This is a genomic window from Streptomyces sp. NPDC054796, from assembly GCF_053611545.1.
In genome coordinates this window covers 85,618-108,644 of sequence record NZ_JBSHAO010000031.1, presented here as the reverse complement: position 1 = coordinate 108,644, position 23,027 = coordinate 85,618, and the positions used below count along the sequence as shown (strand labels likewise).

General features: G+C 73.4%; 21 protein-coding genes. 5 read left to right on the top strand and 16 right to left on the bottom strand.

Translation table 11 applies throughout. From position 1 onward, the window contains the following. Positions 1-48: 48 nt before the first annotated feature. The 4 genes from ACWGJ2_RS24695 to purD form a co-directional block, all read right to left on the bottom strand. Positions 49-975, bottom strand: a complete 927-nt coding sequence (locus tag ACWGJ2_RS24695; protein WP_453348381.1) for a phosphoribosylaminoimidazolesuccinocarboxamide synthase — start codon at positions 973-975, stop codon at positions 49-51. Positions 976-1,150: 175 nt separating this feature from the next. Then, on the bottom strand, positions 1,151-2,635 hold the full coding sequence (locus ACWGJ2_RS24690) for a N,N-dimethylformamidase beta subunit family domain-containing protein (RefSeq protein WP_453348380.1): 1,485 nt from the start codon (positions 2,633-2,635) through the stop codon (positions 1,151-1,153). Between the two features lie 324 nt (positions 2,636-2,959). Next, entirely contained in the window at positions 2,960-4,786 is a 1,827-nt protein-coding gene (locus ACWGJ2_RS24685; protein ID WP_453348379.1) for a hypothetical protein, read from the bottom strand. A 300-nt stretch (positions 4,787-5,086) separates the two neighbouring features. Next, positions 5,087-6,382, bottom strand: a complete 1,296-nt coding sequence (gene purD, locus ACWGJ2_RS24680; protein ID WP_453348378.1) for a phosphoribosylamine--glycine ligase — start codon at positions 6,380-6,382, stop codon at positions 5,087-5,089. Positions 6,383-6,625: 243 nt separating this feature from the next. Between purD and ACWGJ2_RS24675 the strand changes: the two genes are divergently transcribed. Next, positions 6,626-7,495 (top strand): SLATT domain-containing protein, encoded by an 870-nt coding sequence (locus ACWGJ2_RS24675; protein WP_453348377.1) that lies wholly within the window; start codon positions 6,626-6,628, stop codon positions 7,493-7,495. Between the two features lie 128 nt (positions 7,496-7,623). Here ACWGJ2_RS24675 and ACWGJ2_RS24670 read toward each other — a convergent pair whose 3' ends face one another. The 4 genes from ACWGJ2_RS24670 to ACWGJ2_RS24655 all read right to left on the bottom strand — a co-directional run bounded on the left by ACWGJ2_RS24670 (position 7,624) and on the right by ACWGJ2_RS24655 (position 11,411). Next, positions 7,624-8,277, bottom strand: a complete 654-nt coding sequence (locus ACWGJ2_RS24670) for a hypothetical protein (RefSeq protein WP_453348376.1) — start codon at positions 8,275-8,277, stop codon at positions 7,624-7,626. A gap of 188 nt (positions 8,278-8,465) precedes the next feature. Next, on the bottom strand, positions 8,466-9,236 hold the full coding sequence (locus tag ACWGJ2_RS24665; RefSeq protein ID WP_453348375.1) for a GntR family transcriptional regulator: 771 nt from the start codon (positions 9,234-9,236) through the stop codon (positions 8,466-8,468). A 48-nt stretch (positions 9,237-9,284) separates the two neighbouring features. Beyond that, positions 9,285-10,691, bottom strand: a complete 1,407-nt coding sequence (locus tag ACWGJ2_RS24660) for an aminotransferase class III-fold pyridoxal phosphate-dependent enzyme (RefSeq protein WP_453348374.1) — start codon at positions 10,689-10,691, stop codon at positions 9,285-9,287. 99 nt (positions 10,692-10,790) lie between these two features. Continuing rightward, complete coding sequence (locus ACWGJ2_RS24655) at positions 10,791-11,411, bottom strand: hypothetical protein (protein ID WP_453348373.1); 621 nt, start codon at positions 11,409-11,411, stop codon at positions 10,791-10,793. A gap of 113 nt (positions 11,412-11,524) precedes the next feature. On the opposite strand from ACWGJ2_RS24655, the gene ACWGJ2_RS24650 reads away from it, so the two are divergent. Continuing rightward, positions 11,525-12,274 (top strand): response regulator transcription factor, encoded by a 750-nt coding sequence (locus tag ACWGJ2_RS24650; RefSeq protein ID WP_453348372.1) that lies wholly within the window; start codon positions 11,525-11,527, stop codon positions 12,272-12,274. After that, positions 12,267-13,688 (top strand): ATP-binding protein, encoded by a 1,422-nt coding sequence (locus ACWGJ2_RS24645; RefSeq protein WP_453348371.1) that lies wholly within the window; start codon positions 12,267-12,269, stop codon positions 13,686-13,688. Before ACWGJ2_RS24650 ends, ACWGJ2_RS24645 begins: the two co-directional genes overlap by 8 nt. A gap of 59 nt (positions 13,689-13,747) precedes the next feature. On the opposite strand, the gene ACWGJ2_RS24640 is transcribed toward ACWGJ2_RS24645, so the two are convergent. Both ACWGJ2_RS24640 and ACWGJ2_RS24635 read right to left on the bottom strand, forming a co-directional pair. Next, entirely contained in the window at positions 13,748-14,563 is an 816-nt protein-coding gene (locus ACWGJ2_RS24640; protein ID WP_453348370.1) for a VTC domain-containing protein, read from the bottom strand. Further along, positions 14,560-15,273 (bottom strand): DUF4956 domain-containing protein, encoded by a 714-nt coding sequence (locus ACWGJ2_RS24635; RefSeq protein WP_453348369.1) that lies wholly within the window; start codon positions 15,271-15,273, stop codon positions 14,560-14,562. The genes ACWGJ2_RS24640 and ACWGJ2_RS24635 overlap by 4 nt, the downstream gene beginning before the upstream one ends. Before the next feature lie 235 nt (positions 15,274-15,508). Here ACWGJ2_RS24635 and ACWGJ2_RS24630 point away from each other — a divergent pair, with 235 nt between their 5' ends. Further along, positions 15,509-17,491 carry a protein kinase domain-containing protein gene (locus ACWGJ2_RS24630; RefSeq protein WP_453348368.1) on the top strand — a complete coding sequence of 661 codons (1,983 nt, stop codon included), beginning with the start codon at positions 15,509-15,511 and terminating at the stop codon, positions 17,489-17,491. Positions 17,492-17,696: 205 nt separating this feature from the next. After that, on the top strand, positions 17,697-19,694 hold the full coding sequence (locus tag ACWGJ2_RS24625) for a serine/threonine-protein kinase (RefSeq protein ID WP_453348367.1): 1,998 nt from the start codon (positions 17,697-17,699) through the stop codon (positions 19,692-19,694). 33 nt (positions 19,695-19,727) lie between these two features. On the opposite strand, the gene ACWGJ2_RS24620 is transcribed toward ACWGJ2_RS24625, so the two are convergent. The 6 genes from ACWGJ2_RS24620 to ACWGJ2_RS24595 form a co-directional block, all read right to left on the bottom strand. Further along, positions 19,728-20,033: a hypothetical protein gene (locus ACWGJ2_RS24620; protein WP_453348366.1), complete on the bottom strand. Its 306-nt coding sequence runs from the start codon at positions 20,031-20,033 to the stop codon at positions 19,728-19,730. Next, the gene (locus tag ACWGJ2_RS24615) at positions 20,033-20,386 is read right to left on the bottom strand and encodes a hypothetical protein (RefSeq protein WP_453348365.1); all 354 of its coding nucleotides are present in this window, start codon (positions 20,384-20,386) and stop codon (positions 20,033-20,035) included. The genes ACWGJ2_RS24620 and ACWGJ2_RS24615 overlap by 1 nt, the downstream gene beginning before the upstream one ends. Positions 20,387-20,558: 172 nt before the next feature. Further along, positions 20,559-20,753 carry a DUF397 domain-containing protein gene (locus ACWGJ2_RS24610; protein ID WP_453348364.1) on the bottom strand — a complete coding sequence of 65 codons (195 nt, stop codon included), beginning with the start codon at positions 20,751-20,753 and terminating at the stop codon, positions 20,559-20,561. Positions 20,754-20,765: 12 nt separating this feature from the next. Continuing rightward, a complete protein-coding gene (locus ACWGJ2_RS24605) occupies positions 20,766-21,617 on the bottom strand; it encodes a Scr1 family TA system antitoxin-like transcriptional regulator (RefSeq protein WP_453348363.1) in 852 nt (283 codons plus the stop codon). 36 nt (positions 21,618-21,653) lie between these two features. Then, positions 21,654-22,298, bottom strand: a complete 645-nt coding sequence (locus ACWGJ2_RS24600; protein ID WP_453348362.1) for a class I SAM-dependent methyltransferase — start codon at positions 22,296-22,298, stop codon at positions 21,654-21,656. 153 nt (positions 22,299-22,451) lie between these two features. Next, on the bottom strand, positions 22,452-22,904 hold the full coding sequence (locus ACWGJ2_RS24595; RefSeq protein ID WP_453348361.1) for a hypothetical protein: 453 nt from the start codon (positions 22,902-22,904) through the stop codon (positions 22,452-22,454). Positions 22,905-23,027: the final 123 nt, after the last annotated feature.

Sequence of the window (23,027 nt, the reverse complement as noted above, 5' to 3'; positions counted from 1 at the left end):
CCGCGTGGCGCCGGCGCCACGCGGAACGGCCCGGGTGCGCGGTGCTGCTCAGGACCAGGGGAGGCCGGTCAGCAGGCGGTACGCCTCCGCGTACTTGGCGCGGGTCTGCTCGACGATCTCCGGCGGGAGGGGCGGCGGGGGCTGCTCGCCGTCGTGGTCCCAGCCCGAAGCGGGGCTCGTCAGCCAGTCGCGGACGAACTGCTTGTCGAAGGAGGGCTGCGGGCGCCCCGGCTGCCACTGGTCGGCGGGCCAGAAACGGGACGAGTCGGGCGTCAGCACCTCGTCGGCCAGCACCAGTTCGCCCTCGGCGGCCCCGTCCGCGCCCTTCCCCTCGGCGAAGCCGAACTCGAACTTCGTGTCGGCGAGGATGATGCCGCGCTCGCGTGCGATGTCGCGGGCGCGCTGGTAGATGGCGAGGGTGGCCTGGCGCAGCAGCGCGGCGGTGTCGGCCCCGACCTGGCGGGCAACCTCCTCGTACGACACGTTCTCGTCGTGCTCGCCCACCTCGGCCTTCGTCGCCGGGGTGAAGAGCGGGCCCGGCAGCTCGGAGCCGTCGGTCAGCCCCTCGGGGAGCGCGAGGCCGCAGACGGTGCGCGAGCGCTCGTACTCCTTCAGACCCGAACCGGTCAGATAGCCGCGCGCCACGCACTCGACGGGGATCATCCGCAGCGAACGGCACACCATGGTGCGCCCCTCCCAGTCGGCGGGGGCGCCCTCGGGGACGTCCGTGCTGATCACGTGGTTCGGCACGATGTCGGCGAGCTGCTCGAACCACCACAGCGACAGCTGGGTGAGGATCCTGCCCTTGTCGGGGATCTCGGTGGGCAGTACCCAGTCGTACGCGGACGTGCGGTCACTGGCGACCATCACGAGGTCGCCCGCCTCGTTCCGGTACAGATCGCGCACCTTGCCCGTGTGCAGATGCACCAGGCCGGGCACCTGTGCGGGGTCGGGCTTCTCCACGAATCCGGACACTGGTCCTCCGGGGGTTACGGTCCAACCGGACCTGGTCGGGAGCCCGATTCTTCCGTACGGTCCCCCGCGTCCCCCGGGAGGGTGCGGCGAAGGCCGGAATTGTCGCGCTCGCTTCGTGCTCACGTCGTGCTCGTGCCGGACGGGGGCCGGGGCGGCCCGCCGCGCTCCGTCGCGTTCAGTCGCGTTTGCAGATGTGGTCGAGCAGATTGGACGTCGCACGCTGGACCCGCGCGTCGACGCAGCCGGGCCGGTCCAGCGCCGGCGACCAGGCGAAGGTGCCGGAGGAGAAGACCAGGGCGCCGGAGGCGGCGCGGTAGAGGGACGTCTCCTGGTGGCGCCGGGTCCTGCGCTCGTCGCGGTACGGGGAGTGCGCGAGCAGCACGCGGTGGGTGTGCTCGGGCAGGCTGGTGCGCGGGAAATAGCGGTCGGCCTCGCCCGCGACGAGATCGGGCAGTTCGTCGCCCTCGGACGCCCCGGTGGCCTCCCACATCCAGTGGCCGGCGTTGCGGACGATGAGCGGATACGGCTCCGGCACCTGGCCCGCGTACTGGATGCCCAGCAACTGCTGCTCCGGCTCGCCCTGTTCGCGCCAGAGCGCGGGGCGCCCCGGGCCGCGGCGCTTGCGGCAGGACAGCAGCCGGTCGGGCGCTCCGCTGGACAGCGCCTCCAGCTCCACCTGCCAGTACATGGTGTTGGCGGACAGGAAGACCAGCGAGGTGCCGTTGTCCCTGGCCTTCTCGGCGGCACGGCGCATCGGCACCGTCCAGTACTCGTCGTGACCGGGGAAGACCAGCCCCCTGTACTGGGTGGGATCGACGCGGCCCGCGTGCAGATCGCGGGCGTCGGCGTACGCGACGTCATAGCCGTAGCGCTCGGCCCAGCGGATGAAGTCGTAGGCGTGGCCGACGTGGAGGGGGAGCCCCGCGCCCGCGTGCGGGCGGTCGAAGGACACCGTCACGGCGGCCTCCGACTCGCCCAGCAGCCGCCCGTCCTCGTCCCAGGCGTGGTAGAGGCTGGCGCCCGTGCGGCCGTCCTCGGGGAAGAGGTTGTACGCCTGCCAGGTGACGTCGGGCATCACCAGGAGCAGATCGGCGGGGTCCTGGTCGCGGACGGTGAAGGCGACGTGGGAGCGGCAGCCGTCGGCGGTGGTGAGGACGGCGACATGGGCGCCCGTCGACCAGTACTCCGGGATCTGGAGGCGCCAGGAAAGCCACCAGTGGTGGCAGGAGACGGTGCGGGCGGCGGTGAGCGGCGCGGGCTGGACGATGCCGGAGAGGCGCGGGCTGGTGGTGATCTTGGTGGCGCCCTCGCCGCCGTAGTGACCGATGCGGTAGATGTCGACGCTGAAGGGCTGGGGCGGATTGACCGTGACCCGGAAGTCGATGGACTCACCGGGCGCCGTGCCGCCGTCGTGGGAGGCGAAGCCCTTGATCTGGCACCGTACGTCGTCGGCGGTGCGGGGGCCGCTGCCGCTGCGGATGCGGTGGGCCGGGAGCACCCGGCCGAGGTCTACGGAGTCCACGTACCAGGGAACGACCTGGCCGTTCTCGAAGTAGTGCTCGCTGCCCCGGAGCCAGGGCACCGGGCCCTGCCCGAAGGGATCGGTGACCGCGTGTGCGAGCGCGCCGGACTCCCAGCGCCGGATCTGCTCCGTACCCATTGCTGCTCCCCTCCCTCGTCCCCCGCGCTGCTCCTCCGCTGCCGGTCGAGGCTGGTCACACCCCGTCGCGCCGTTCTTCGTCGCCGTTGCTCGTTGCCGTTGCGCGTGGCCATTGCCCGTGGCGGTCGCTCTTGGCCGTGGCCCTGGCCCTGGCCCTGGCGGGCTGATGGTTCGGGGCCGGCGGCCATGCACCGTGTGCCCGTGCTCCGGCTGTCCACGCACGCCCAGCACATCACATAAAGCGAACGCACCGTTACCGTTCGTCGCGAATCCGGTGAAGAGCCGTTGCCCGGGGAGGCGCACCGGAGGGCGCCTTGCGCGGGCTCAGACGAGCCGGACGGGCTTGTCCGGGCGCACGCCGACCTCCGCGAGCCAGTCGCGCAGCGGCCCGGCGTCCCCTTCCTCCACCAGGTCGAGCACAGGGCCCGTCAGATCCGCCCTGCGCTCACCGCCGACGAGCAGGGCCGGGCCGTCCAGCCAGTCGAGCCCCGCCGAGGCGCCCGCGGTGTCCACGGCGGCGCAGCACACGGCCGCCGTGATGTGGTCCGCCATCAGCTCCCGGCCACTGCGCGGCGGCTGGAGCGGCAGCCCGAGGGGAGAGGCCGTGACGTCCCCGGCGCCGGGTATGAGCGGTCCGCCCGACGTCTCCGCGGGGTCCGCCTGGGACACGGCTCTGGTGATCCGGGCCGCGAGGGCATCCGTCGCACCACCTCCCCCGGACAGCCTGTCCATGATCCGGGCGAGGGTCGGGCCCTGGAGATCCTCACCTTCCGGGCCGCCGGAGCTTCCGGAACCGTCGGAGCCGTCGGGGTGGCCCGTGCGGGCCTCGCCAATGCTGCCGTCTCCGGAGCGGTCCGCGCACAGGTCCGGCACCTCGTCGAGCGCCGCGAAGAGGCGGGACGCCTCCGTACGCCAGATGACGTCCACGACCTCCTCCGGATACGCGGACCAGTCCACGGGGGACCAGTGCGGGCCGCGCCCGTCCGCTCCCCTGCCCGTGCCGCTCTCCGGGGGCGGGGAGCCGATGAAGAGGCGCGCCGCGAGGAGGGAGACCGCGCCGTCGACGGCGCCGGGCTCTTCGAGCAGATCGCAGGCCGGGCGCTCCCCCAGCCTGCTCGCGAAGCCCTCGGCGAGGCGGTCCCGGCGGGACAGCTCGGTGAGGGCTGAGACCACTCCCGCGTCCAGCCGCGCGGGCCAGCGGCCGATGCGCCAGGCGGGGAGCGCGACGCGTGTCAACAATCTGTCCCAGCCCGCGTAGGCGAGGCCGACCTGTTCCTGGGCCACCGTCCGCAGGCCGTAGTCCACGTTCTGCGCGCGGGAGGCGGCAGCCGCTGCGACGCCGCGCTCCATCTCGGCGGCGTGCGGGCCTGCGGCGCGCAGCATCATCCTGGCCGCGCGGCCCACGAAGCGGAGGACGGGCCGCGAGGCGGCGCGGCCCAGCGCGCGGGCCAGCCGCGCCCCCGCGCCCCCGGATTCCGCACCGGAGCCCGGCGCGGGCGCCGGCCCGGCGCCCTTGCGGGCGCGGTCGGCGACGGCGACGGCCGCGTCGAGACCCCGCACGAAACGGCGCGAGGCGGCTATGTCCGGGTGCGCCGAGGGGCCCGTGCCCGCGACCACGGGGGCCAGCAGGGCGCGCAGCTCCGCCACCCGCATCCACCACATGAAGGGCGAGCCGATGACCAGCACGGGCGCGGCGCGCGAGGCGCTCCGCGACCGAAAGGCGGAGCCCGCGCGCTGCGCCGGGTGGGTGCGGTCCTCCAGCCAGCTGTCGCAGTCCGGGGTGAGGGCTATCGCGGAGGGGACGGGCACGTCCAGGCGGTCGGCCAGGTCCCGCACCAGGTTGTAGAGATCGGGGGCCGAGCGCTCCTCCAGCGGAACCGTCGGCGACACGGCGGGCCGCGCCCGTGACACCACGGCCGAGACGCACAGCACGGGCAGGAGCACCAGCAGCGCGAAGGCACTGACGCCCCAGCGCACGCCGTTCCAGTCCGGACCGATCCGTCCCGTCGCACCCCCGACGAGCAGCACCACCGCGACGGCCGCGGGCAGCAGCGCGACGCCGAGCACGGTGCTGCGGATGCGCAGCACCGCGAGTGCGTGTGCACGCGCGGACCGCGTGCCTGCCTCCTGGCCAACCACGAGCTTGCTCACCCCCAGACGGCGTTCCCGGAGCACCGGCCTTCCCGGGCCCGGGATTTTCCGGCTTCACCCCACTGTGGCACCGGGGACTGACAGCGCAATGTGCGCGGGGCCAGTCGACGGACGCTCCACACGGCTTGCGCGGAACCCTAGTTGGGGGCCGGTCACCCGTCAGCCGTAAAGCCGAGCGGTCACCCGATGGAATGGCTTTGGGGAGAGCTATTGCGCGTGAGGGGGGTGGGAGAGGTGCCCCATATGCGGCTGGGGGTGCGACGGGACGGGGCGGTGGGGCGCGGGTGGCGGGGCCGCAGGTCAGTGGCCCCCGGCCGCGTCCTCAGCGTCCTCCGCGTCCCCAGCGCCCTCCGCCGCCTTGCGCGCGATGTCCGTGCGGTGGTGCGAGCCGTCGAGACGGACGCGCCCGACGGCGGCGTACGCGCGCTCGCGCGCCTTCCCCAGGTCCGAGCCGGTCGCGGTGACCGACAGCACGCGCCCTCCCGCGCTGACGACGCGCTCCCGCTCGTCCAGCTTGGTGCCCGCGTGCAGCACGTACGCCTTGGGCGCGTCCTGCTCGGCGACCTCCGCCAGTCCCTCGATCGGGTCACCCGTGCGGGGCGCCGCCGGGTAGCCGTGCGCGGCGACGACGACCGTGACGGCCGCGCCGTCGCTCCAGCGCAGCGGCGGGAACTCCGCCAGTTGCCCCGTCGCGGCGGCATGCAGCAGTCCCGCCAGCGGCGTCCTGAGCCGGGCGAGCACGGCCTGGGTCTCCGGATCGCCGAAGCGCGCGTTGAACTCGATGACGCGCACGCCGCGCGAGGTGATCGCGAGGCCCGCGTACAGCAGTCCCGAGAAGGGCGTGCCGCGGCGGCGCAGCTCGTCGACGGTCGGCTGGAGCACCGTCTGCTCGATCTCGTCCACGAGCTTGGGGTCGGCCCAGGGCAGCGGGGAGTAGGCGCCCATGCCGCCCGTGTTCGGGCCCTCGTCGCCGTCGTAGGCGCGCTTGAAGTCCTGTGCGGGCTGGAGCGGGACGACGGTCTCGCCGTCGGTGACCGCGAAGAGGGAGACCTCGGGGCCGTCCAGGAACTCCTCGATGACGACCCGCTCGCAGGCCAGCGCGTGCGCGCGGGCCTCCTCGACGTCCGGGGTCACCACGACGCCCTTGCCGGCTGCGAGGCCGTCGTCCTTGACGACGTACGGGGGGCCGAAGGCGTCGAGGGCCTCGTCGATCTGCGCGGGCTCGGTGCACACGTAGCTGCGGGCCGTGGGGACGCCCGCAGCCGCCATGACGTCCTTGGCGAACGCCTTGGAGCCCTCGAGCTGGGCCGCCTCCGCCGACGGGCCGAACACGGGGATGCCCCGGGCGCGCACGGCGTCGGCGACGCCCGCGACGAGCGGGGCCTCCGGGCCGACGACGACGAGGTCGGCCGCGACCTCCTGCGCGAGGCCGGCGACGGCGGCACCGTCGAGGGCATCGACGGCGTGCGACGTGGCGATCTCCGCTGTACCGGCGTTGCCGGGGGCGCAGTGGAGCGCTGTGACGTCGGGGTCGAGCGAAAAAGAGCGGCACAGGGCGTGTTCGCGGGCACCGCCGCCAATGACCAGGATCCTCACGCCCCCAGCCTATCCGCGCTCCGCGCCGCGTCTCCCCGCCCTCCCTCGGGGGCCGGGGGACGCGGGTCGCGCCCTACGGCGGGAACTCTTTCGGGTGAGGGGGTTGAGGCGGTGTGGGGGGATGGGTGCTGGTTAGGGGTGGGGAGCAGGGGGGTGTGGCGGTGTAGGGACGTTTGGGGGATACGTCAGACTTTCCGGGTGGTCGGGATACGGCCTGTCGCAAGGGTTGTTGGGAGTGGCGGGGTGAGTCAGCCGGGGATGCAGCCCGAGGGCGCTTACCGGAAGGGCGGTGCGCGGCGTGGGGATCTGCGGCGCCGGGATCCGCGGCGCGGGGATCTGCTGGGCCGGGCGTTTCCGCAGGGGGACTGGGAGGAGCCCTACGGGCGGCTCAACGAGCTGTACCAGTGGGTGGAGCACGGCGCGCTGCGGATCGTGGAGTGGTATCTCGTCGACCGCGTGTGGAAGCGCAGGGGCGCCCGCGTGCTGCGGGCCGGTGCCGCGGCGGGCGTCGCCGCGGGCGCCGCGCTGCCGCTCCTGGAGGTGACGGGCACCGTGCCGGATGTCGGCGCCTGGGGGTATGTGGCGCTGCTCGGCGCCGCCGCCTGCGTCGGCGCCGACCGCTATTTCGGGCTGACGGCCGGGTGGATGCGGGACGTGGCCACCGCGCAGGCGGTCCAGCGGCGGCTGGAGGCGCTCCAGTACGACTGGGCGACGGAGAGCATCCGCGAGGTGCTGGGCCCCGCCGAGGGCACCACGGGAGAGGCGGCCGAGCGGTCGCTGGGGGTGCTGCGGCGGTTCGCCGAGGACGTCGCGGAGATCGTGCGGGACGAGACCACGGACTGGATGACCGGGTTCCGTGCCGGGCCCGTACCGCTCCAGACGCAGGCCGTCGCCTCGCGCGCGGCGCCGCGCGCGCAGCGGCAGGAGGAGGACGGGTTCGCGCGAGGCGGCTGTCCGACGGCGAACGAGCGGTTCACGCTGCCGCCGGGGACCCGGCCGAGCATGCCCCGTCAGCGCCCGCCGGGCAGCGGCCCCGGCGGGCCCGCCGGCCCCGGCGGATTCGGCGGCCCGAACGGCTCGGGCGGGCCCGGCGGGCCACCACGGTTCGGCTGACCAGCGGCTGACCGCGCCTGCACAGCAGTCGGCCAGGGGCTGATCCGCGGCGGGCCCGCCGGGGCGGCGCGGGTGGTGAGCGCCCCCGGCCGGAGCACGGGCGGGCAGCACGTCCCGCTGAGCGCGGGTCAGCTGAAGACGATCATCGATCCCTGGGCCAGGCTGCGCGTCACCGCCGCGTGCAGGCCGAGCCAGACGTGCCGTTCGCGGGCGAAGGGGCCGTCCCCGTAGGCGACGGGTGAGGTCGCGGGCTCCTCCAGCTCCGTCGGGTGGGACGGCGGCTCGGGCGCGGCGGGCGGGTTGGCGTGGTCGATGCCCAGATACGGGGCGACCGCTTCCAGTTCGCGCAGCAGCCCGTGCCCCGAGCCGAGCGGGCCGCCGCCCTCCAGGAGTTCGTCGTTCGCCAGGGGTGCGGCGAAGTCGATGGGGACGTAGGCGCCCGCGTGGTCGTAGTGCCAGACGAGGTGGGACTGCTGGGCCGTCGCCTCGAACATCTCCAGCAGTTGTTCGTAGTCGCCGCCCAGTTCGTCGACGGGCGTGACCTCCAGGCCGTGCAACTGGAGGAGGTAGGCGCGGCGCAGGAAGTGCAGCGCGTCGTAGTCGAAGCCCGCGACGGGCGCGACGTCGCCTGACAGACCCGGCATGTAGTTGTAGACGGGGACCGGAGGCAGCCCCGCGTCGTTCAGTGCCTTGTCGTAGGAGGCGATCTCCTCCGCGAACGGATTGTCGGGGCTGTGACACAGCACGTCGACGAGGGGAACCAGCCAGAGATCACACGCCAAGGAATTGCTCCCATCCACAACGGGTGGCGAGCCGCGCGGAGACCGCACGGACGCTGTTGGACTCACTGTGCCCGGTCGGCCGCCGCGTCAGTCCGCCCGCGGCCGAGCAGTCGAGCAGCGGCAAAGGTGCCGTTCGGTCTGTCAGACGTGACAGCGTAGTGCCCCGCTCGCCCCACGCACACGGGCCGTCACGTTTCGGAGGCGTCCCGCTCGTCACGCGGGACGTCCTGGTTCTCATCCGGACCGTCCCGGCCCTCCCGGCCCTCCGGGCCCTCCTGACCCTCCCCCTCCTCGCGTGCCGCGCGGCAGTTGGCCACCTGGTCCAGCGCGTGCTGGTTGTAGGCGGCGACGAGGCGCTGCGCCGTGGCCGCGTCGCGCCGGGTCACCGCGTCGGCCAGCTCCCTGTGCCCGGACCACAGGCGCCCCGCGAGCGAGCGCTCGCGGCGCAGCCACGGCACCGAGAACACCCAGCACTGGACGCGGAGGCGGTCGAGGAAGTCGCAGATGTACGGGTTGCTGACGAGGCCGCCCAACTCGCGCCAGTAGCGGAGGTCGTAGCCGATCAGGACGTCGAGGTCGCCGGTGAGCGCGGCCCGTTCGGCGGACTCGGCGCGGCGGTGCACGGAGGCGAGCACCTCGGGCTCGGTGTCCGCGAGCCACTCGCCCGCGAGGTGCGCGCGGTGGAAGATGCCGTCGAGCACGAGGGTGCGCGCCTCGACCATCGCGCGGAAGTCGCCGAGCGTGAACTCGTGCACCCGGAAGCCCCGGTGCTGCTCCATGTCCAGGAGCCCCTGTGCGGCGAGGTCCACCAGGGCCTCGCGCACAGGGGTGGCGGAGACGCCGTACTGCTCGGCGATCTCCTTGACGGTGAAGTCCCGGCCCGTCGGCAGGCGTCCGGCCAGGATCTCGTCGCGCAGTGCGGCGGCGATCTGCGCGCGCAGGGTGCTGCGCCGGATCATGGCCGTCGGCCCTCCCCGTCAACGGTCGTGCCGCCGACGCCTCCCTGGTCAGTCACGCGAGACGGCGTCGACGGTGTGTGCGTCGGCCTCGTTCAGCGCCGCGTCGAGGACGGCCAGGCCCTCCTTCGCCTCCGCCTCGGTGACGGTGCACGGCGGGACGACGTGCGTGCGGTTCATGTTCACGAAGGGCCACACGCCGCCGCGCTTGCAGGCCGCCGCGAAGGCGGCCATCGGCGCGTTCGCGGCGCCGCTCGCGTTGTACGGCACCAGCGGCTCGCGCGTCGCGCGGTCCTTCACCAGATCGAGCGCCCAGAAGACGCCCATGCCGCGCACCTCGCCGACCGACGGGTGCCGCTCGGCGATCTCGCGCAGCGCCGGGCCGATCACGTTCTCGCCGATGTGCGCCGCGTGCTCGACGATGCCCTCCTCGGCCATGGCGTTGATCGTCGCGACGGCGGAGGCGCAGGCCAGCGGGTGCCCCGAGTAGGTGAGGCCGCCGGGGTAGGGGCGCTGGTCGAAGGTGGCCGCGACGGCACCGGAGATGGCGACGCCGCCGAGCGGCACGTAGCCGGAGTTGACGCCCTTGGCGAAGGTGATGAGGTCGGGCACGACGTCGAAGTGGTCGGCGGCGAACCAGGCGCCTGTGCGTCCGAAGCCCGCCATGACCTCGTCGAGGACGAAGACGATGCCGTGGCGGTCGCAGATCTCGCGCACGCCCGCGAGGTAGCCGGGCGGCGGCACGAGGATGCCCGCCGTGCCGACGACGGTCTCCAGGACGACCGCCGCCACGGTCTGCGGGCCCTCGAAGGCGATGGTCTCCTCCAGGTGGGCCAGCGCCCGCTCGCACTCCTGCTCCTCGGTCTCGGCGTAGAAGTGGGAGCGGTAGGCGTGCGGGCCGAAGAAGTGGACGACGCCCGCCGTGCCGTTGTCGGAGGGCCAGCGGCGGGCGTCCCCCGTGATGTTGATGGCCGCGCCCGTGGCGCCGTGGTACGAGCGGTAGGTGCTCAGGATCTTGGGGCGGCCCGTGTGGACGCGGGCCATGCGCACGGCGTGCTCGACGGCCTCGGCGCCGCCGTTGGTGAAGAAGATCTTGTCGAGGTCGCCCGGCGTGCGCTCGGCGATGAGCCGCGCGGCCTCGGCCCGCACGTCCACGGCGAAGCCGGGCGCCATCGTGCACATGCGCCCCGCCTGCTCCTGGATGGCGGCGACGACCTTGGGGTGCTGGTGGCCGATGTTGGTGTTGACGAGCTGGGAGGCGAAGTCGAGGTAGCGGTTGCCCTCGTAGTCCCAGAAGTACGAGCCCTCGCCGCCCGCGATGGGCAGGGGGTCGATGAGGCCCTGGGCCGACCAGGAGTGGAAGACGTGGGCGCGGTCGGCTGCCTTGACCGCCGCGCCGGCGGCGGGGTCGGCTGCGGGCGTCTCGGCGGAGTGCGTCGCGGAGTGCGTCGTCGTCACGGTCGCTACCTCGGTTCGTCGCGTGTCGTCCGCCCGGACAGGGGGCCTCCCGCGCCCGTGGGGGAGCGCGGGGGAGGACGGACGCCCCCACCCTATGGATCAGTCGTCGTCCTCGTCCTCCGGTACGACTGTCGTGTGGGGTTTCCCATCGTCGCAGCGTACGGCGACGGTGATGTCGTCGGCGTCGTCCGCGAGCGGTTCCAGCTCGACGGTGGCGCTGCGCGCTGGGCCGCGCTCGACCTCGTCCACGCTGTAGCCCTCGGCGGGGCTCCAGCTCAGGAGGCGGACGGTGCCGTCGGGGCGGCAGTCGGCCGTGGCGGTGGCGACGCCGTCGGGGAAGCGGACGGTGGAGGGCGGCGCGGGCTTCTCGGAGGGCGCCCCGCTGGAGGCTGCCCCGCTGGAGGGCGTCCCCTTCGACGGCGCTTCCTTGGACGGCGCCCCCTTCGACGGGGACGCGCTCGCGGAAGCGGAAGCCGAAGCGGAGGCAGCGGCGGCGCGCTCCTGGGCCAGCTCCTGCCGTACGCCCGCGTCGCTCAGCGGCTCGGGCCGCTCGTACTGGCCGCCCGGGTCCGCGTGCGCGAACGACCACGCGCCCAGTACCGCAGCCGCGGCCACCGAGCACACCCACGCCGCCGCGGCCACACCGCGCCGCCGCGCGGGCCCCTCGGCCCCCTCGGTCCCCTCGCCCGCGCCGCGCGCGGAGGTCTCGTCCTCACCCATGCCGCCAGTGTGGCGCGCGCTTCCCTAACGTCCGGTTAAGGCCCCCACAAAATCGCTGGCCGGTACATGTACCCGGTGTTTCCATACTCCGGGCCCTCGCTACCGTGACGGGTATGTCCCATCTCCTGGTCGTCGAGGACGACCCCCAGCTCCGCGGCGCTCTCGTACGCGCGCTGCGCGACCGCGGGCACGCCGTGGCCACCGCCTCGACCGGGATGGCGGGCCTGGACGCGGCCGTCACACACCGCCCCGACCTCGTGGTCCTCGACCTGGGTCTGCCCGACGTGGACGGCGGCAGCGTGCTGCGGATGCTGCGGTCCGTGAGCGACGTGCCCGTCATCGTCGCGACGGCCAGGGACGAGGAGACCGACATCGTCGCGGCGCTCGGCGACGGCGCCGACGACTACATCGTCAAGCCCTTCGGATCCGGCGAGCTGGACGCGCGGATCAAGGCGGTGCTGCGGCGGCTGGGCGCGGGCGCCGCCGAGGAGCCGGAGGCGCCCGTACGGGTCGGCGGGCTCAGCGTCTCGCCCTCGGCCCGCGAGGTGACGCTCGACGGGGAGCCGCTGGAGCTGACGCCGCGCGAGTTCGACCTGCTGTGCTACCTCGCCCGGCGCGAGGGCCAGGTCGTCTCGCGGCGCGAACTGCTGGCCGAGGTCTGGCAGCAGCCGCTGGGCGGCGCGGACAAGACCGTCGACGTGCACCTGTCCTGGCTGCGGCGGAAGCTGGGCGAGACGGCCCAGCGCCCGCGCTATCTGCACACGGTGCGCACGGTCGGCGTGAAGCTCGCGGCTCCGGAGGAGGAACCGGAAGGCGACGGGGACGCCGGGGGCGCCGGGGACGGGGAGGGCGGCCGTGCGTAGGCAACTGCTGGTGCTGATCGGGACGACGACCGCCGTCGTCCTCGCCGTCCTCCTGGTCCCGCTGGCCCTGCTGGCCCGCAGCCACGCGGAGGACCGCGCGATGACGGACGCGACCGAGCGCGGGCAGTCCGTCGCGGCCGTCGTGGGCGGCTCGCTCGTCGGCGCCGGTTCGGGGGGCGCGGCCGAGCGGGACGGGCGCGACGTGGTGCGTGGTGTGCTGGACGGGCTGAACGGGAGGGGGCAGCCGCGTACGTCGGTCGTCCTCGCCGACGGGGACACCCTGGGCGAGCGGGCGCCCGACGTGAGCGCGGCGGCGCTGCGGCTGGCCCGGCACGGGCGGGCCTTCACCTACTCGCCCGCCTCGGGCGGGCGCGTGGTCATGGTTCCCGTGCTGGGGACGGGCGACGCGGCGGGCACGGGCTCGGGCACGGGCACGGGCACGGGCTCGGGCACGGGCTCGGATGCGAGGGAGAACGGCGCCTCCGTCGTGCAGGTCGCCGTGAGCGAGGGGCAGTTGCGGGCCGGGGTGCTGCCGTCCTGGCTGGCGGTCGCGGGGCTCGGCGTGGCCCTCATGCTGCTGGGTCTCGCCTTCGCGGACCGGCTCGCGGCGCGCCTCGTGCGGGCCACGCGGCTGCTCGCCGGGGTCGCCGACCGGCTGGCGGGCGGGCAGCTCGACGCGCGGGCCGAGCCGTTGGGGCCCGACGAGCTGCGCCTCGTCGCGGGGCGGCTGAACGAACTCGGGGAGCGCATCGACGGGCTCGTCGCCGCCGAGCGGGAGCGCGCCGCCGACCTCGCGCACCGGCTGCGTACGCCCGTCGCCGCGCTGCGCCTCGACGCCGAGGGCCTGCGCGACCCGGAGGAGGCGGCCAGGATCGGGGCCGGGGTCGTGGCACTGGAGCGCAGCGTGGACGAGGTGATCCGCACGGCGCGCAGGGCGGGCGCCGAGCCGGGCAGCGAGCGCGCCGACCTCGCCGCCGTCGCCAGGGAACGCGCCGGGTTCTGGGCGCCGCTCGCCGAGGACCAGGGCCGGGCCGTGTCGGTGACGGTGCCGTCCGGGAGCGTCGTGGTGCGGGTGTCGGGCGACGATCTGCGAGCGCTGCTCGACGCGCTGATCGGCAACGTACTGGACCACACCCCCGACGGCACCGGGCTGTGGGTGACCGTCACGGACGACGGCGTCCTGCTGGTGGAGGACGACGGGCCCGGCTTCCCCGACGACGGCGACGGGGGCGGGGGCGGCGAGAGCGTGACGGCACGGGGCAGCAGCGGCGCGGGCTCGACGGGGCTCGGCCTGGACATCGCCCGCCGCACGGCGGAGGACTCCGGCGGCGAGGTCACCTTCGGCGCGGCGGACGACGAAGGGCGGGGGCGGGCGCGGGGCGCGCGCGTGCGGTGCCGCTTCGGGCTCGCCTGAGAGTTCGGGCTCGCCTGAGAGGGCTCGCCGGGGCTCATCGGGCGCATCCGGTACGTCCGTCACCCGCGGCCGGGGAACGCCGTCGCCAGGCCACGGTGCCAGCGGTTGGAGGGCAGCGAGGGGCGGAGCGCGCCCAGGGCCGCGTACTTGGTGAAGTCGGCGGGCCGGATCCCGTACGCGTGCAGCATCCGGTCCGCCTCCGTCAGATGCCCGGCCGACTTCGTCTCGACGAGGACGAGATCGCTCGCGCCCCGTACCCCGCCCGCGCCGGTTCCGGTTCCGGTTCCGGTTCCGTCGGCCGCCGCGTCCCGGCAGACCAGGCCCGCGTCGCACGTGATGCGCTGGCCCTCGGCGACGAGCGTCGCGCGCAGGTAGTCCGTGACGAGGGAGGGGCGCAGGGAGGTGGGCGCCTCGATCCCGTAGACGGAGGACAGGGTCTCTTCCAGGAAGCGCCGGGGCCGGGCGCCGAGCGCGGAGCCCTCCAGGGGCTGGCGGTACTTCACCGTCTCGCCCCTGCTCCCCTTCAGCTTCAGCTCGAACTGCCGCTCCCCAGAGTCCTCGTAGAGCCGCTCCCGGATCTTGAACCGGTGACGGCGCTCCTGGCGGTGGTCGTGGTACGAGCGCAGTCCCTCGGTGTCGTAGTAGACGGAGTGGTAGCGGAACCAGCGGCGGCCGTCGATGGACAGCGCGCGGAAGGGGTCGCGGCGGCGCGGGTCGGTGAGGCGGGCCGCGAAGTCCAGGAAGACGCGGGCCGGGACGAAGTAGGCGCGGTCGAACCTGGCCAGGAGCTGGGCGCGGGCGAGGACGTCTTCGAGCGCGATGGGGTGCGCGGAGAGCGCGGCGCGGCCAATGGCGCGGACGGCGGGGGCGGTCATACGGCGGCCTCCTGCGAGTGGTCGGCGATCGCGGACCCGGTCGTGGACGCGGCGTAGGGGGCGGGGGCGGGCGCCGGAGCCGTGCGGTCGGCCCTGTCGGTGCGCTCGGCGCGGGCCGCGTGTCCCGTACCGTCCGCGCGGTGCGCGGGCGCCGCGCTCAGGCGGTAGCGGACGTCGACGACGGCGAGATCTCGTACGTAGTCGATCTCCTGAACCTTCCACGACTGCGGTTCCCCCAAGCGCTCGCGCACATACGCCTCCACGGCCTCCGGCTCGGTCAGCGCCGCGTCGAAGGTGACGACCGCGCGGTGCGTACGGGCGAAGAGGCGCGGGTGGTCGGCGGCCCAGACCACGGCGAGCGGCAGCGCGCACAGCGTGGCGGCGAGCGCGAAAGGCAGGTGGGGCAGGCCCGCTATGAGGCCGAGGACGAGGGTCGTGAAGTAGTAGGCGACCTCCTCGTTCTGGATGGACTCCGACCGCAGCCTGATCATCGACAGCACGCCGAAGAGGCCGAAGCCGAGCGCGAGCCCGCCGTCGCCGCCGACCCGGGCGAGCGCCGCGACCACCGCGAACAGCGAGACGTTCAGCGCGAGGTAGGCGGGCACGAGGTCCCGGCGCCGGTGTCTCGGGTAGTAGACCGCGAACGTCAGCGTCAGGACGGCGACGAGGTCGAGGCCCAGGTGGGCGAGGAGTTGACTGATCGAATCCATGCCGAGGACGCTAGGCAGCCGAGGGTTAACGCGACCTCCTCCAGCCGTTAAAGGTCACGGGGAAGATCCCGGGTTCCGCGACCGGGCGGCCTCCCGCGATCGGGCGACGTTCCGCGACCGGGCGGCGGCGAACGTATCGAGACCGAATCGGATGCGCTCCCTCGCACATCCGGCCGTCCGGGCACCTCTATCCTCGGACCAGCCGACACCGGGCATCGGGGGAGAGGTAGCACACATGAAGCGGCTGAGTACCGAAGATCCGCGCTGGATCGGGGGTTACCGGCTGCTCGGCAGGCTGGGCGAGGGCGGCATGGGCCTCGTGTATCTGGCGCGCTCCGAGCGCGGCCGTACGGTCGCGGTCAAGGTCGTGCAGTCCGAGCTTGCCAGGCAGCCCGACTTCCGCCGCAGGTTCGCGCTGGAGATCGCGGCGGCCCGCCGCGTCGGCGGCGCCTGGACGGCGCCCGTCCTGGACGCCGACACCGAGGCGGACACGCCCTGGGTCGCGACGGGTTACGTCGCGGGCCCCTCCCTCACCGAGGTCGTCGACGAGCACTACGGTCCGCTGCCGGAGCACTCCGTCACCGCGCTGGCCTCCGGCCTGGTCCAGGCGCTGCGCGCCGTGCACGACGCCGGGCTCATCCACCGCGACCTCAAGCCGTCCAACGTCCTGATCACCATCGACGGCCCCCGCGTCATCGACTTCGGCATCGCCCGCGCGCTCGACACGGCCGTCCAGTCGGCGGGCGGGCTGACCCGCACGGGCGCGCTCGTGGGCTCGCCCGGCTTCATGTCGCCCGAACAAGTGCGGGGGGAGCGGGTGACGACCGCGAGCGACGTCTTCTGCCTCGGCGCCGTGCTCGCGTACGCGGCGACGGGCCGGATGCCCTTCGGCACCTCCGACAGCGGCATCCACGCGCTGCTCTTCCGCATCGCCGAAGAGGAGCCCGATCTGACGGGCATATCCGGCGCGCTGCGCGAGCTGATAGCCGACTGCCTCGTCAAGGACCCGGCGGGCCGCCCCGGTCTCGACGCGCTCACCGAGCGGACCGGCGGCGGCGCACTCGCCGCGACGTGGCTGCCCGGCGAGGTGCTGGCCCAGCTCGGGCGGCACGCCGTCCAGCTCCTGGACAGCGAGGACCCGGAGGGCCAGCAGCCCTCACCACCAGGACCGGCGTCCGACCCGGCTTCCGGTTCCGGCTCCGGCTCCGGCTCCGGCTCCGGTTCCGGTTCCGGCTCCGGCTCCGCTTCCTCCACGCCTCCCCCGTCGACGTCCCACGTCGCGGCCTCCACCCCGCCGCCCCCGGTCTCCTCCACCCCGCCGCCGTCCTTCGGCGCGCCGACCGGCGTGTACGGGCCGCCCACGGGCGTCATGGGCGCTCCGGGCCCGGGACCGTACGGGCAGCCGCAGCCGCAGCCGTGGCAGCCCCAGCCGCCGGGCCCCGGACCCGGCATCCCGAACACCCCGAACCCGGGCTTCGCCGTCGGCCCGTCCTACGGCCCCAACGGCGCCCCCGCGCCCGCGCCCGCACCCGCAGCCGCGCCGCCGCCCCCGAGCCGCCCCGCGCGCTCGCCGCAGCCGCTGGCCCGGTACATCAATGTGCTGCTGGGCCTCATCCTGGCGTGGACCGTCGCCGACCTCGTCGTCGTGCTGATGGTCGACTCGTCGCTGACCGCGCTGGAAGGCTCCCTGCGCGAGGTCAGCACGGCCACCGACTTCGTCCTGCTGAAGAACTCCACCATCGCGATGGAGGTCCTCGCCGTCGTCATCGGGCTGCCGCTGACCGTGCTGTGGACGGTGTGGTTCTGGCGGGTACGGATCAACGCGGAGCACTTCGCGCCCGGCCGCATCCGCTACGCGCCCGAGATGGCCGCAGCCTGCTGGTACATCCCGTTCTGCAACCTGTTCATGCCGAAGCAGATCGCCAACGACGTGTGGACGGCCAGCCTTCCCGGCACGGGCCAGTGGTACGGGCAGCAGCGCCCGCGCGTGCCGCGCGGCGTGGTCAACGCCTGGTGGACACTGTGGATGATCTACTTCTGCCTCGGCTTCCTCGGCTTCTGGGAGAGCTGGTACGACGCGGTCAGCCTGAGCGACGCGCAAGGACTCGTCGCCGTCCGCCTGTTCACGGACTTCTTCGGCGTCCCGGCCACGATCCTCGCCCTCGTCTACGTCATCCGCCTCAGCTCCGTACAGCACGACAGGCTGACCGCGGGCTGACCGCCACACCGTGACCGCAGCACCTCCCCACTCCCGTCGCACCACCTTCACCACCCCCCTGACCTGCCCAGATGTCCGAACAGTGCGGCGTCGGCCCCACCCGTAACGGCTGAAAGGGAACCGGTTGGCAGCCCTCCTGTGACCTTCGTGAACGACAGTGAGAAGGTCTCAGGACGGACGCACACGAACCGAGATGAGGGACGGGATGGGAGACCTGGCAGCGGACGACCCGCAGTGGATAGGCGGTTACCGGCTGCTGAGCAGGCTCGGCAGCGGCGGCATGGGCCGCGTCTATCTCGCGCGCTCCGAGGGCGGCAGGACCGTCGCGGTCAAGCTCGTCAAGACCGAACTGGCCTCCCAGGAACTGTTCCGCGCCCGCTTCCGTCAGGAGGTGGAGGCGGCACGGCGCGTCGGCGCGCGCTGGACGGCGCCCGTCCTGGACGCCGACACCGAGGCGGACACGCCCTGGGTCGCCACCGGTTACATCGCGGGCCCCTCTCTCGACGAGGTCGTCTCCGGCAGCGTGCGGGGCGGCCACGGTCCGCTGCCCGAGCGCTCCGTACGCACCCTCGCCTACGGGCTCGCCAGCGCCCTCCTCGACATCCACGGCGCCGGACTGATCCACCGCGACCTCAAGCCGTCCAACGTCCTGCTCACGATCGACGGCCCCCGCGTCATCGACTTCGGCATAGCCCGCGCCCTCTACGCGCTCCCCGAGTCCTCGATGACCAGCACCGGGGTCACCGTCGGCTCCCCCACCTTCATGTCGCCCGAGCAGATCAAGAGCCAGCATCTGACCCCGGCGAGCGATGTGTTCTGCATGGGCACGCTGCTGGCGTACGCGGCGACGGGTCGGCCGCCGTTCGGCGGGGGCGGTCCCGGCGGCGTCCACTCGGTGATGTTCCGCATCGCGACGGAGGACCCCGATCTGGAGGGCATCACCGAGCCGCTGCTGAGCCTGATCAAGGACTGCATGGCGAAGGACCCCGAGAAGCGGCCGGCGCCCGAGGACGTCGTCGCGCGCGTCCAGCCCATCTCCACGGGCACCGCCTCCGCGCCCTGGCTCCCCGCGACGCTCATCGCCGAACTGGGGCGGCACGCCGTGCAGCTCCTCGATACGGACACGCCGCCTTCGGGCTCGCGCGACACGGCCCGTACGGGGGCAGGGCAGGGACAGGGCGCGGAGGCGTCCGCGACGCCGCCGCCGGGGGCCGGTTCGGGGGCCGGTTCCGGCTCCGGGGCGCCGTCGGCCGAGCTGGCCGCGCGGCACGGTGCGCTCGCGAGCGCGTCCTACGGTGCGGAGACGGGGCTCGTCGGCACGGGGGCCAGGTCCGGCGGCGCGGGCGGCGCGGAGACCGGAAGCGCGCGTGGCGGACGGTCCCGGCGGCGCCGCCTCCTGCTGGCTCTGGGCGCCGTGGTGCTGGTGGCCTGCGCTGGGGTCGTCGCCTCGGGGGCCGACGTGCCGCTGCTGGGCTCGGTCTCGGGCGCGGACGACGCGAGCGGCAGCGGCGCTTCGGACGTCCCCGCCGACTTCGTCGGCACCTGGAGCGGCCCCGTCGACAGGTACGGCGAGCCGACGGGTCAGTACCGGCGCTTCGTCATCTCGAAAGGCGGCATGGGCGAGATCGTCGCCGACAGCATCAGCCTGGGCAAGACCTACGAGTGCAAGAGCGACGGCAAGCTCGACGAGACCAAGACGAACTCCAAGGGCGAGACGTCGATAGAACTGGACACCAAGGTCGTCAAGAGCGTGCCCGACGGCAGGTGTTCGGCCCTGGGCTCCCACACCCTCATCCACAACTCCGACGGCACCCTCACCTGGAAGGCCGCCGGCCGCTCGGCGAAGCTCCGCAAGGTCACCGGCGCCGAGAAGATCCCCGACGCCTACATCGGCACCTGGCAGCGCCCCCTGGCCAACGGCGGCACCCAGCGCATGACGGTGGAGCGCAAGCCCGTGGGCAGCGCCGCCGTCACCCTGGTCTCCGAGGGCGGCGGCGAACACTGCGAGGCGTCCGTCGACCTCTTCTCCGCGGGCGGCACGGACGAACCCCTGCGCGTGGCGCCCCCCTTGGTGAACCAGAAGCGCTCCTCGGGCGACTGCGCCACCGGCGACGCGTCGGAACTGCGCGTCACCGGTGACGGCCACCTCGTCCGCGAGTTCCCCGGCGGCTACACGTCGCTGACGTACACCCGCGTGAACTGACGCGGGCCCCTGGGGCGGGGGGCTGGCGGGGTCCTACCAGCGCACTCCCGAGGGCCCCTGGACGGGCTGACGGCAGCCGGGGACGGCGCCGCTCGACGTGGTCGGCGCGGCGGGTTCCGCCGCGAGGGCGAAACAGAGCTGCGCGTGCAGGGGTTCCGCTTCCGCGGGGCCGAGCCGTAGGGCCAGGTCGCCGTCGAACGTGCCGCCCTTCCGCAGCCACAGGTGGACGGCGAGCCGCCCGTCCGCCTCCCGCCGCACGGGCTTGCCGGGCACGCGGCTGACGTGCAGCGCGTCGGCGTTGCCGTTGCGGTTGCCGTTCCGGTCAGGGGCGGTACCCATCAGGCGGCCACCCCCGCCACGGCCGGGGCGCCGACGGGGTGCCCGTGGATGACCCACGGCCCGACATCGATCCCGTCCAGCGCGAGGGCGAGCGCGGTGCGGCGTTCCTGACGCTCGTGCGCCAGGAAGTACGGCCGCACGAGTGGCCCGGCGGCACCGTCGAACGCGGGCGCGTCCCGGTGACCGCGCGCGCTCACCGGGAGGTGCGGCGGTTCGACGACGCGGGTGAGCAGCCGCCGCCCGCTGAGGGTGCGGGGCGTGTGGGCTGCCGGAAGGGGGCGCGCCCGTGGGGCGAGCACCGCAAGGATGTGGGCGAGTGTTCGTTTCAGGGCAGGGCCGATACGGTGAGTCATGCTGACGCTCCTGGTTAAGGGTGGCGTTGGCCAAGCCCCGGGGTGTGGTTCAGACACCGCCGGGGCGCTTCTTTGTGAGCGTAGCGGCAACTTGTTCCCTGAGACCACATGTTGCGTGAAACAGCTCACAGGTTGGCATATGCCTCGCCCATAGAAGCGTCTGCGACGACAGCTACGCGAAGCTGTCGAACTCACCGGCCTTGGCTCCGGCTAGGAACGCGCGCAGCTTCTCCGGTGTCGTCCTGACGACCACCTCCGGATCGTCGCTCTCACGTATGAGGATCTGGCCTTCATGCGATGCGAGTTCAACGCAGTTGTTGCCTTCGGCGTCCTCCGAGAACGAGGACTTGCGCCACTGAATGTGCACGGTCTCCAGCCTTCACATCTCTCGGGCCACGTCGCGGATGAGGTCGCGTGACCGATTGGGTTCGAGCGACCGTTCTTCCAAACGGTCGATCACCGTCCGGTAGTTGGCGAGGTACGTCTCCGAGTGCAGGAAACCCGGCCCCACCGGAGTATCAGTTTGCACGGTGTCCAACGGGGGCACCGGCCCCGATGCGTACAAGGTGGAACTGCCCGCGCTCGGGAAGCCACCCATCGCGAACGGCATCACTCGGACCGTGACGTTCTCCCGCTCGGACTGTTCCAGCAAGTGGTCGAGTTGCGTACGCGCGACGGTCCGGCCGCCGAATTGCATGCGCAGCGCCGCCTCATGAATGAGGAACACGGCCGTCGGCGCGGCCTCTCCCGTCAGCACCTCGGCCCGCCGCATCCGGTAGGCGAGCCGGACCCCGAGGGCACTGTCGCTCGGCGCGGGCACGGCCTCCCTGAAGACCGCTCGCGCGTAGTCCTCGTGCTGGAGGAGTCCTGGCATGTGCGTGAGCTGGACGGACCTGAGCGCACTCGCGTGGTGTTCCATCTCCGCGAGGTCGAGTGCTCCGGCGGCCATGACGCCCCGGTACTCGTCCCACCAGTGCGTGCCGCGCTCCCTGGCCATTTCCGCGAGCGCGTCGATGTAATCCGTGTCGGGACAGGAGTAGTTCGCCGCCCACACCCGCACCCGGTCACTGCTCACACCGGACCGCGCGGACTCCGTGTTGCTCACCGTCGTACGGTCCGTCCGGTGGATGGCGGCGGCCTCGTTGATCGTCAGCCCCACATGCTCACGCATCTTGCGCAGCTCCGCACCCAACCGCCGCTGCCGCTCCGTCGCGGGCTTCCTCGCAGGCATCGGCCACCCTTCTGTTCCCCGAATCCCCGGCGCAGCCTAGTAGCCAGCGAGAACGGAGCGAGCGCGGACGAGCAGGGTGCGGACGTCCTGGGGGTCCGGCGCTTCCAGCCGGATATCGATGTCGGTGAAGCCGTGGTGTTTGAGGAGGTCGGCCCAGGCGTCGGGGGTGTAGGCCCAGCGCACTTCGAGGCGTCGCGGCCCTCGCAGACCGTGGGCGTAGATGCCCTGCGGTCCGTAGTAGCCCTCCAGTGCCTCTGCGTGCGCGAAGACGAGCATGCCCCCGGGGGCGAGGCGGGGTGCGATCAGGGGCAGCAGGCGTTCGGGGTCGGTGAACCAGATCGCGCCCCAGCAACTGTAGACGGCGTCCCAGACGGTGTCGGTGGCGGCGAGGAACGCGCAAGCCTCTGCCTCCATGAACGTCAGGCCGGGGTCGGTTCGACTTCGCCGGGCGCGTTGGATCTGCGCGGAGGAGTGGTCGACGCCGGTGACCTGGACGCCGTGGTGTCGGGCGAGGTAGGCGGCTTCCGCGCCATCGCCGCATCCCAGGTCCAGGGCGGTTCGGGGAGTGCCCAGCAACTCGGCGCCCGGCCCGTGGCCGGGGTATTGGGTCCAGTCGAACCGCGAGAGGTCCGGGCGGCCCTCCGAGGCGGGGCGCGGCTGCGCCTGGGGGGCGGGGGGCATGCGGGAACTCCTGGTGCGACGGTGGGCGAGGTGGCTGACACCGTAGCCCTCGCGCTCTTCCCCGCACCGCCAAGAGCCGGATTTTCATCCGTTCCCGCACGGCATGGTGCGGCCCGCGACCGCTACGTGCCGGTCGCGGGCCGCGCCCTTCTTTCAGTGGCAGTTCGCGCCAGGGCGGCAGGGCCCGCAGCGGGCGTAGTCCCGCTCCCACAGCTTCCAGTCCACCTCGAAGCCGTGCTCGGCGATGACCTGGGCGGTGCGCCGCACCGACCCGTCGTATTTGAACGTGATCTCCGGGATGTGCTCCAGGAAGCCGCCGTCGAAGTGCCGCGCGCAGAACTCGCGGTAGTACACGGTGTCCAGGATGAAGTTGTGCACGGCGATGTCGATGAGACGGCCGCAGCACAGCTCCAGTTGCTTCCCCCAGGTCTCCATCGCGGTGATCAGGTAGGAGACGGCCTGGCCGAAGACCCGCTCGGCCATGACCGCGTCCCACGGCCAGTCGCGGGTGAGCAGGTGGATCTGCCGGTTCCACAGCTCCGGTGTCACGAAGTCGCGGGGGTCGCGGTGTGCGGTGCGCGGCTCCAGTGCGGTCGCGGTTGCCATGTGTGTGCTCCTCTCGCTGGCGTGGTGCCTGTCCGGCCAGCACACCGCCGCCGGACGACGGAGAGGAGCCGACTCCCGCAAGCCGCAACACGGTTGCGGAATGTGCAACTTCCCTGGACGGTC

What these genes read in the sequence shown, in the direction of transcription:
- ACWGJ2_RS24690 (WP_453348380.1), bottom strand. Translation starts at nt 2,635, where the DNA reads ATGGGTACGGAGCAGATCCGGCGCTGGGAGTCCGGCGCGCTCGCACAC.
- ACWGJ2_RS24665 (WP_453348375.1), bottom strand. Translation starts at nt 9,236, where the DNA reads ATGATCCGGCGCAGCACCCTGCGCGCGCAGATCGCCGCCGCACTGCGC.
- ACWGJ2_RS24655 (WP_453348373.1), bottom strand. Translation starts at nt 11,411, where the DNA reads ATGGGTGAGGACGAGACCTCCGCGCGCGGCGCGGGCGAGGGGACCGAG.
- ACWGJ2_RS24650 (WP_453348372.1), top strand. Translation starts at nt 11,525, where the DNA reads ATGTCCCATCTCCTGGTCGTCGAGGACGACCCCCAGCTCCGCGGCGCT.
- ACWGJ2_RS24640 (WP_453348370.1), bottom strand. Translation starts at nt 14,563, where the DNA reads ATGACCGCCCCCGCCGTCCGCGCCATTGGCCGCGCCGCGCTCTCCGCG.
- ACWGJ2_RS24635 (WP_453348369.1), bottom strand. Translation starts at nt 15,273, where the DNA reads ATGGATTCGATCAGTCAACTCCTCGCCCACCTGGGCCTCGACCTCGTC.
- ACWGJ2_RS24630 (WP_453348368.1), top strand. Translation starts at nt 15,509, where the DNA reads ATGAAGCGGCTGAGTACCGAAGATCCGCGCTGGATCGGGGGTTACCGG.
- ACWGJ2_RS24625 (WP_453348367.1), top strand. Translation starts at nt 17,697, where the DNA reads ATGGGAGACCTGGCAGCGGACGACCCGCAGTGGATAGGCGGTTACCGG.
- ACWGJ2_RS24620 (WP_453348366.1), bottom strand. Translation starts at nt 20,033, where the DNA reads ATGGGTACCGCCCCTGACCGGAACGGCAACCGCAACGGCAACGCCGAC.
- ACWGJ2_RS24615 (WP_453348365.1), bottom strand. Translation starts at nt 20,386, where the DNA reads ATGACTCACCGTATCGGCCCTGCCCTGAAACGAACACTCGCCCACATC.
- ACWGJ2_RS24605 (WP_453348363.1), bottom strand. Translation starts at nt 21,617, where the DNA reads ATGCCTGCGAGGAAGCCCGCGACGGAGCGGCAGCGGCGGTTGGGTGCG.
- ACWGJ2_RS24600 (WP_453348362.1), bottom strand. Translation starts at nt 22,298, where the DNA reads ATGCCCCCCGCCCCCCAGGCGCAGCCGCGCCCCGCCTCGGAGGGCCGC.
- ACWGJ2_RS24595 (WP_453348361.1), bottom strand. Translation starts at nt 22,904, where the DNA reads ATGGCAACCGCGACCGCACTGGAGCCGCGCACCGCACACCGCGACCCC.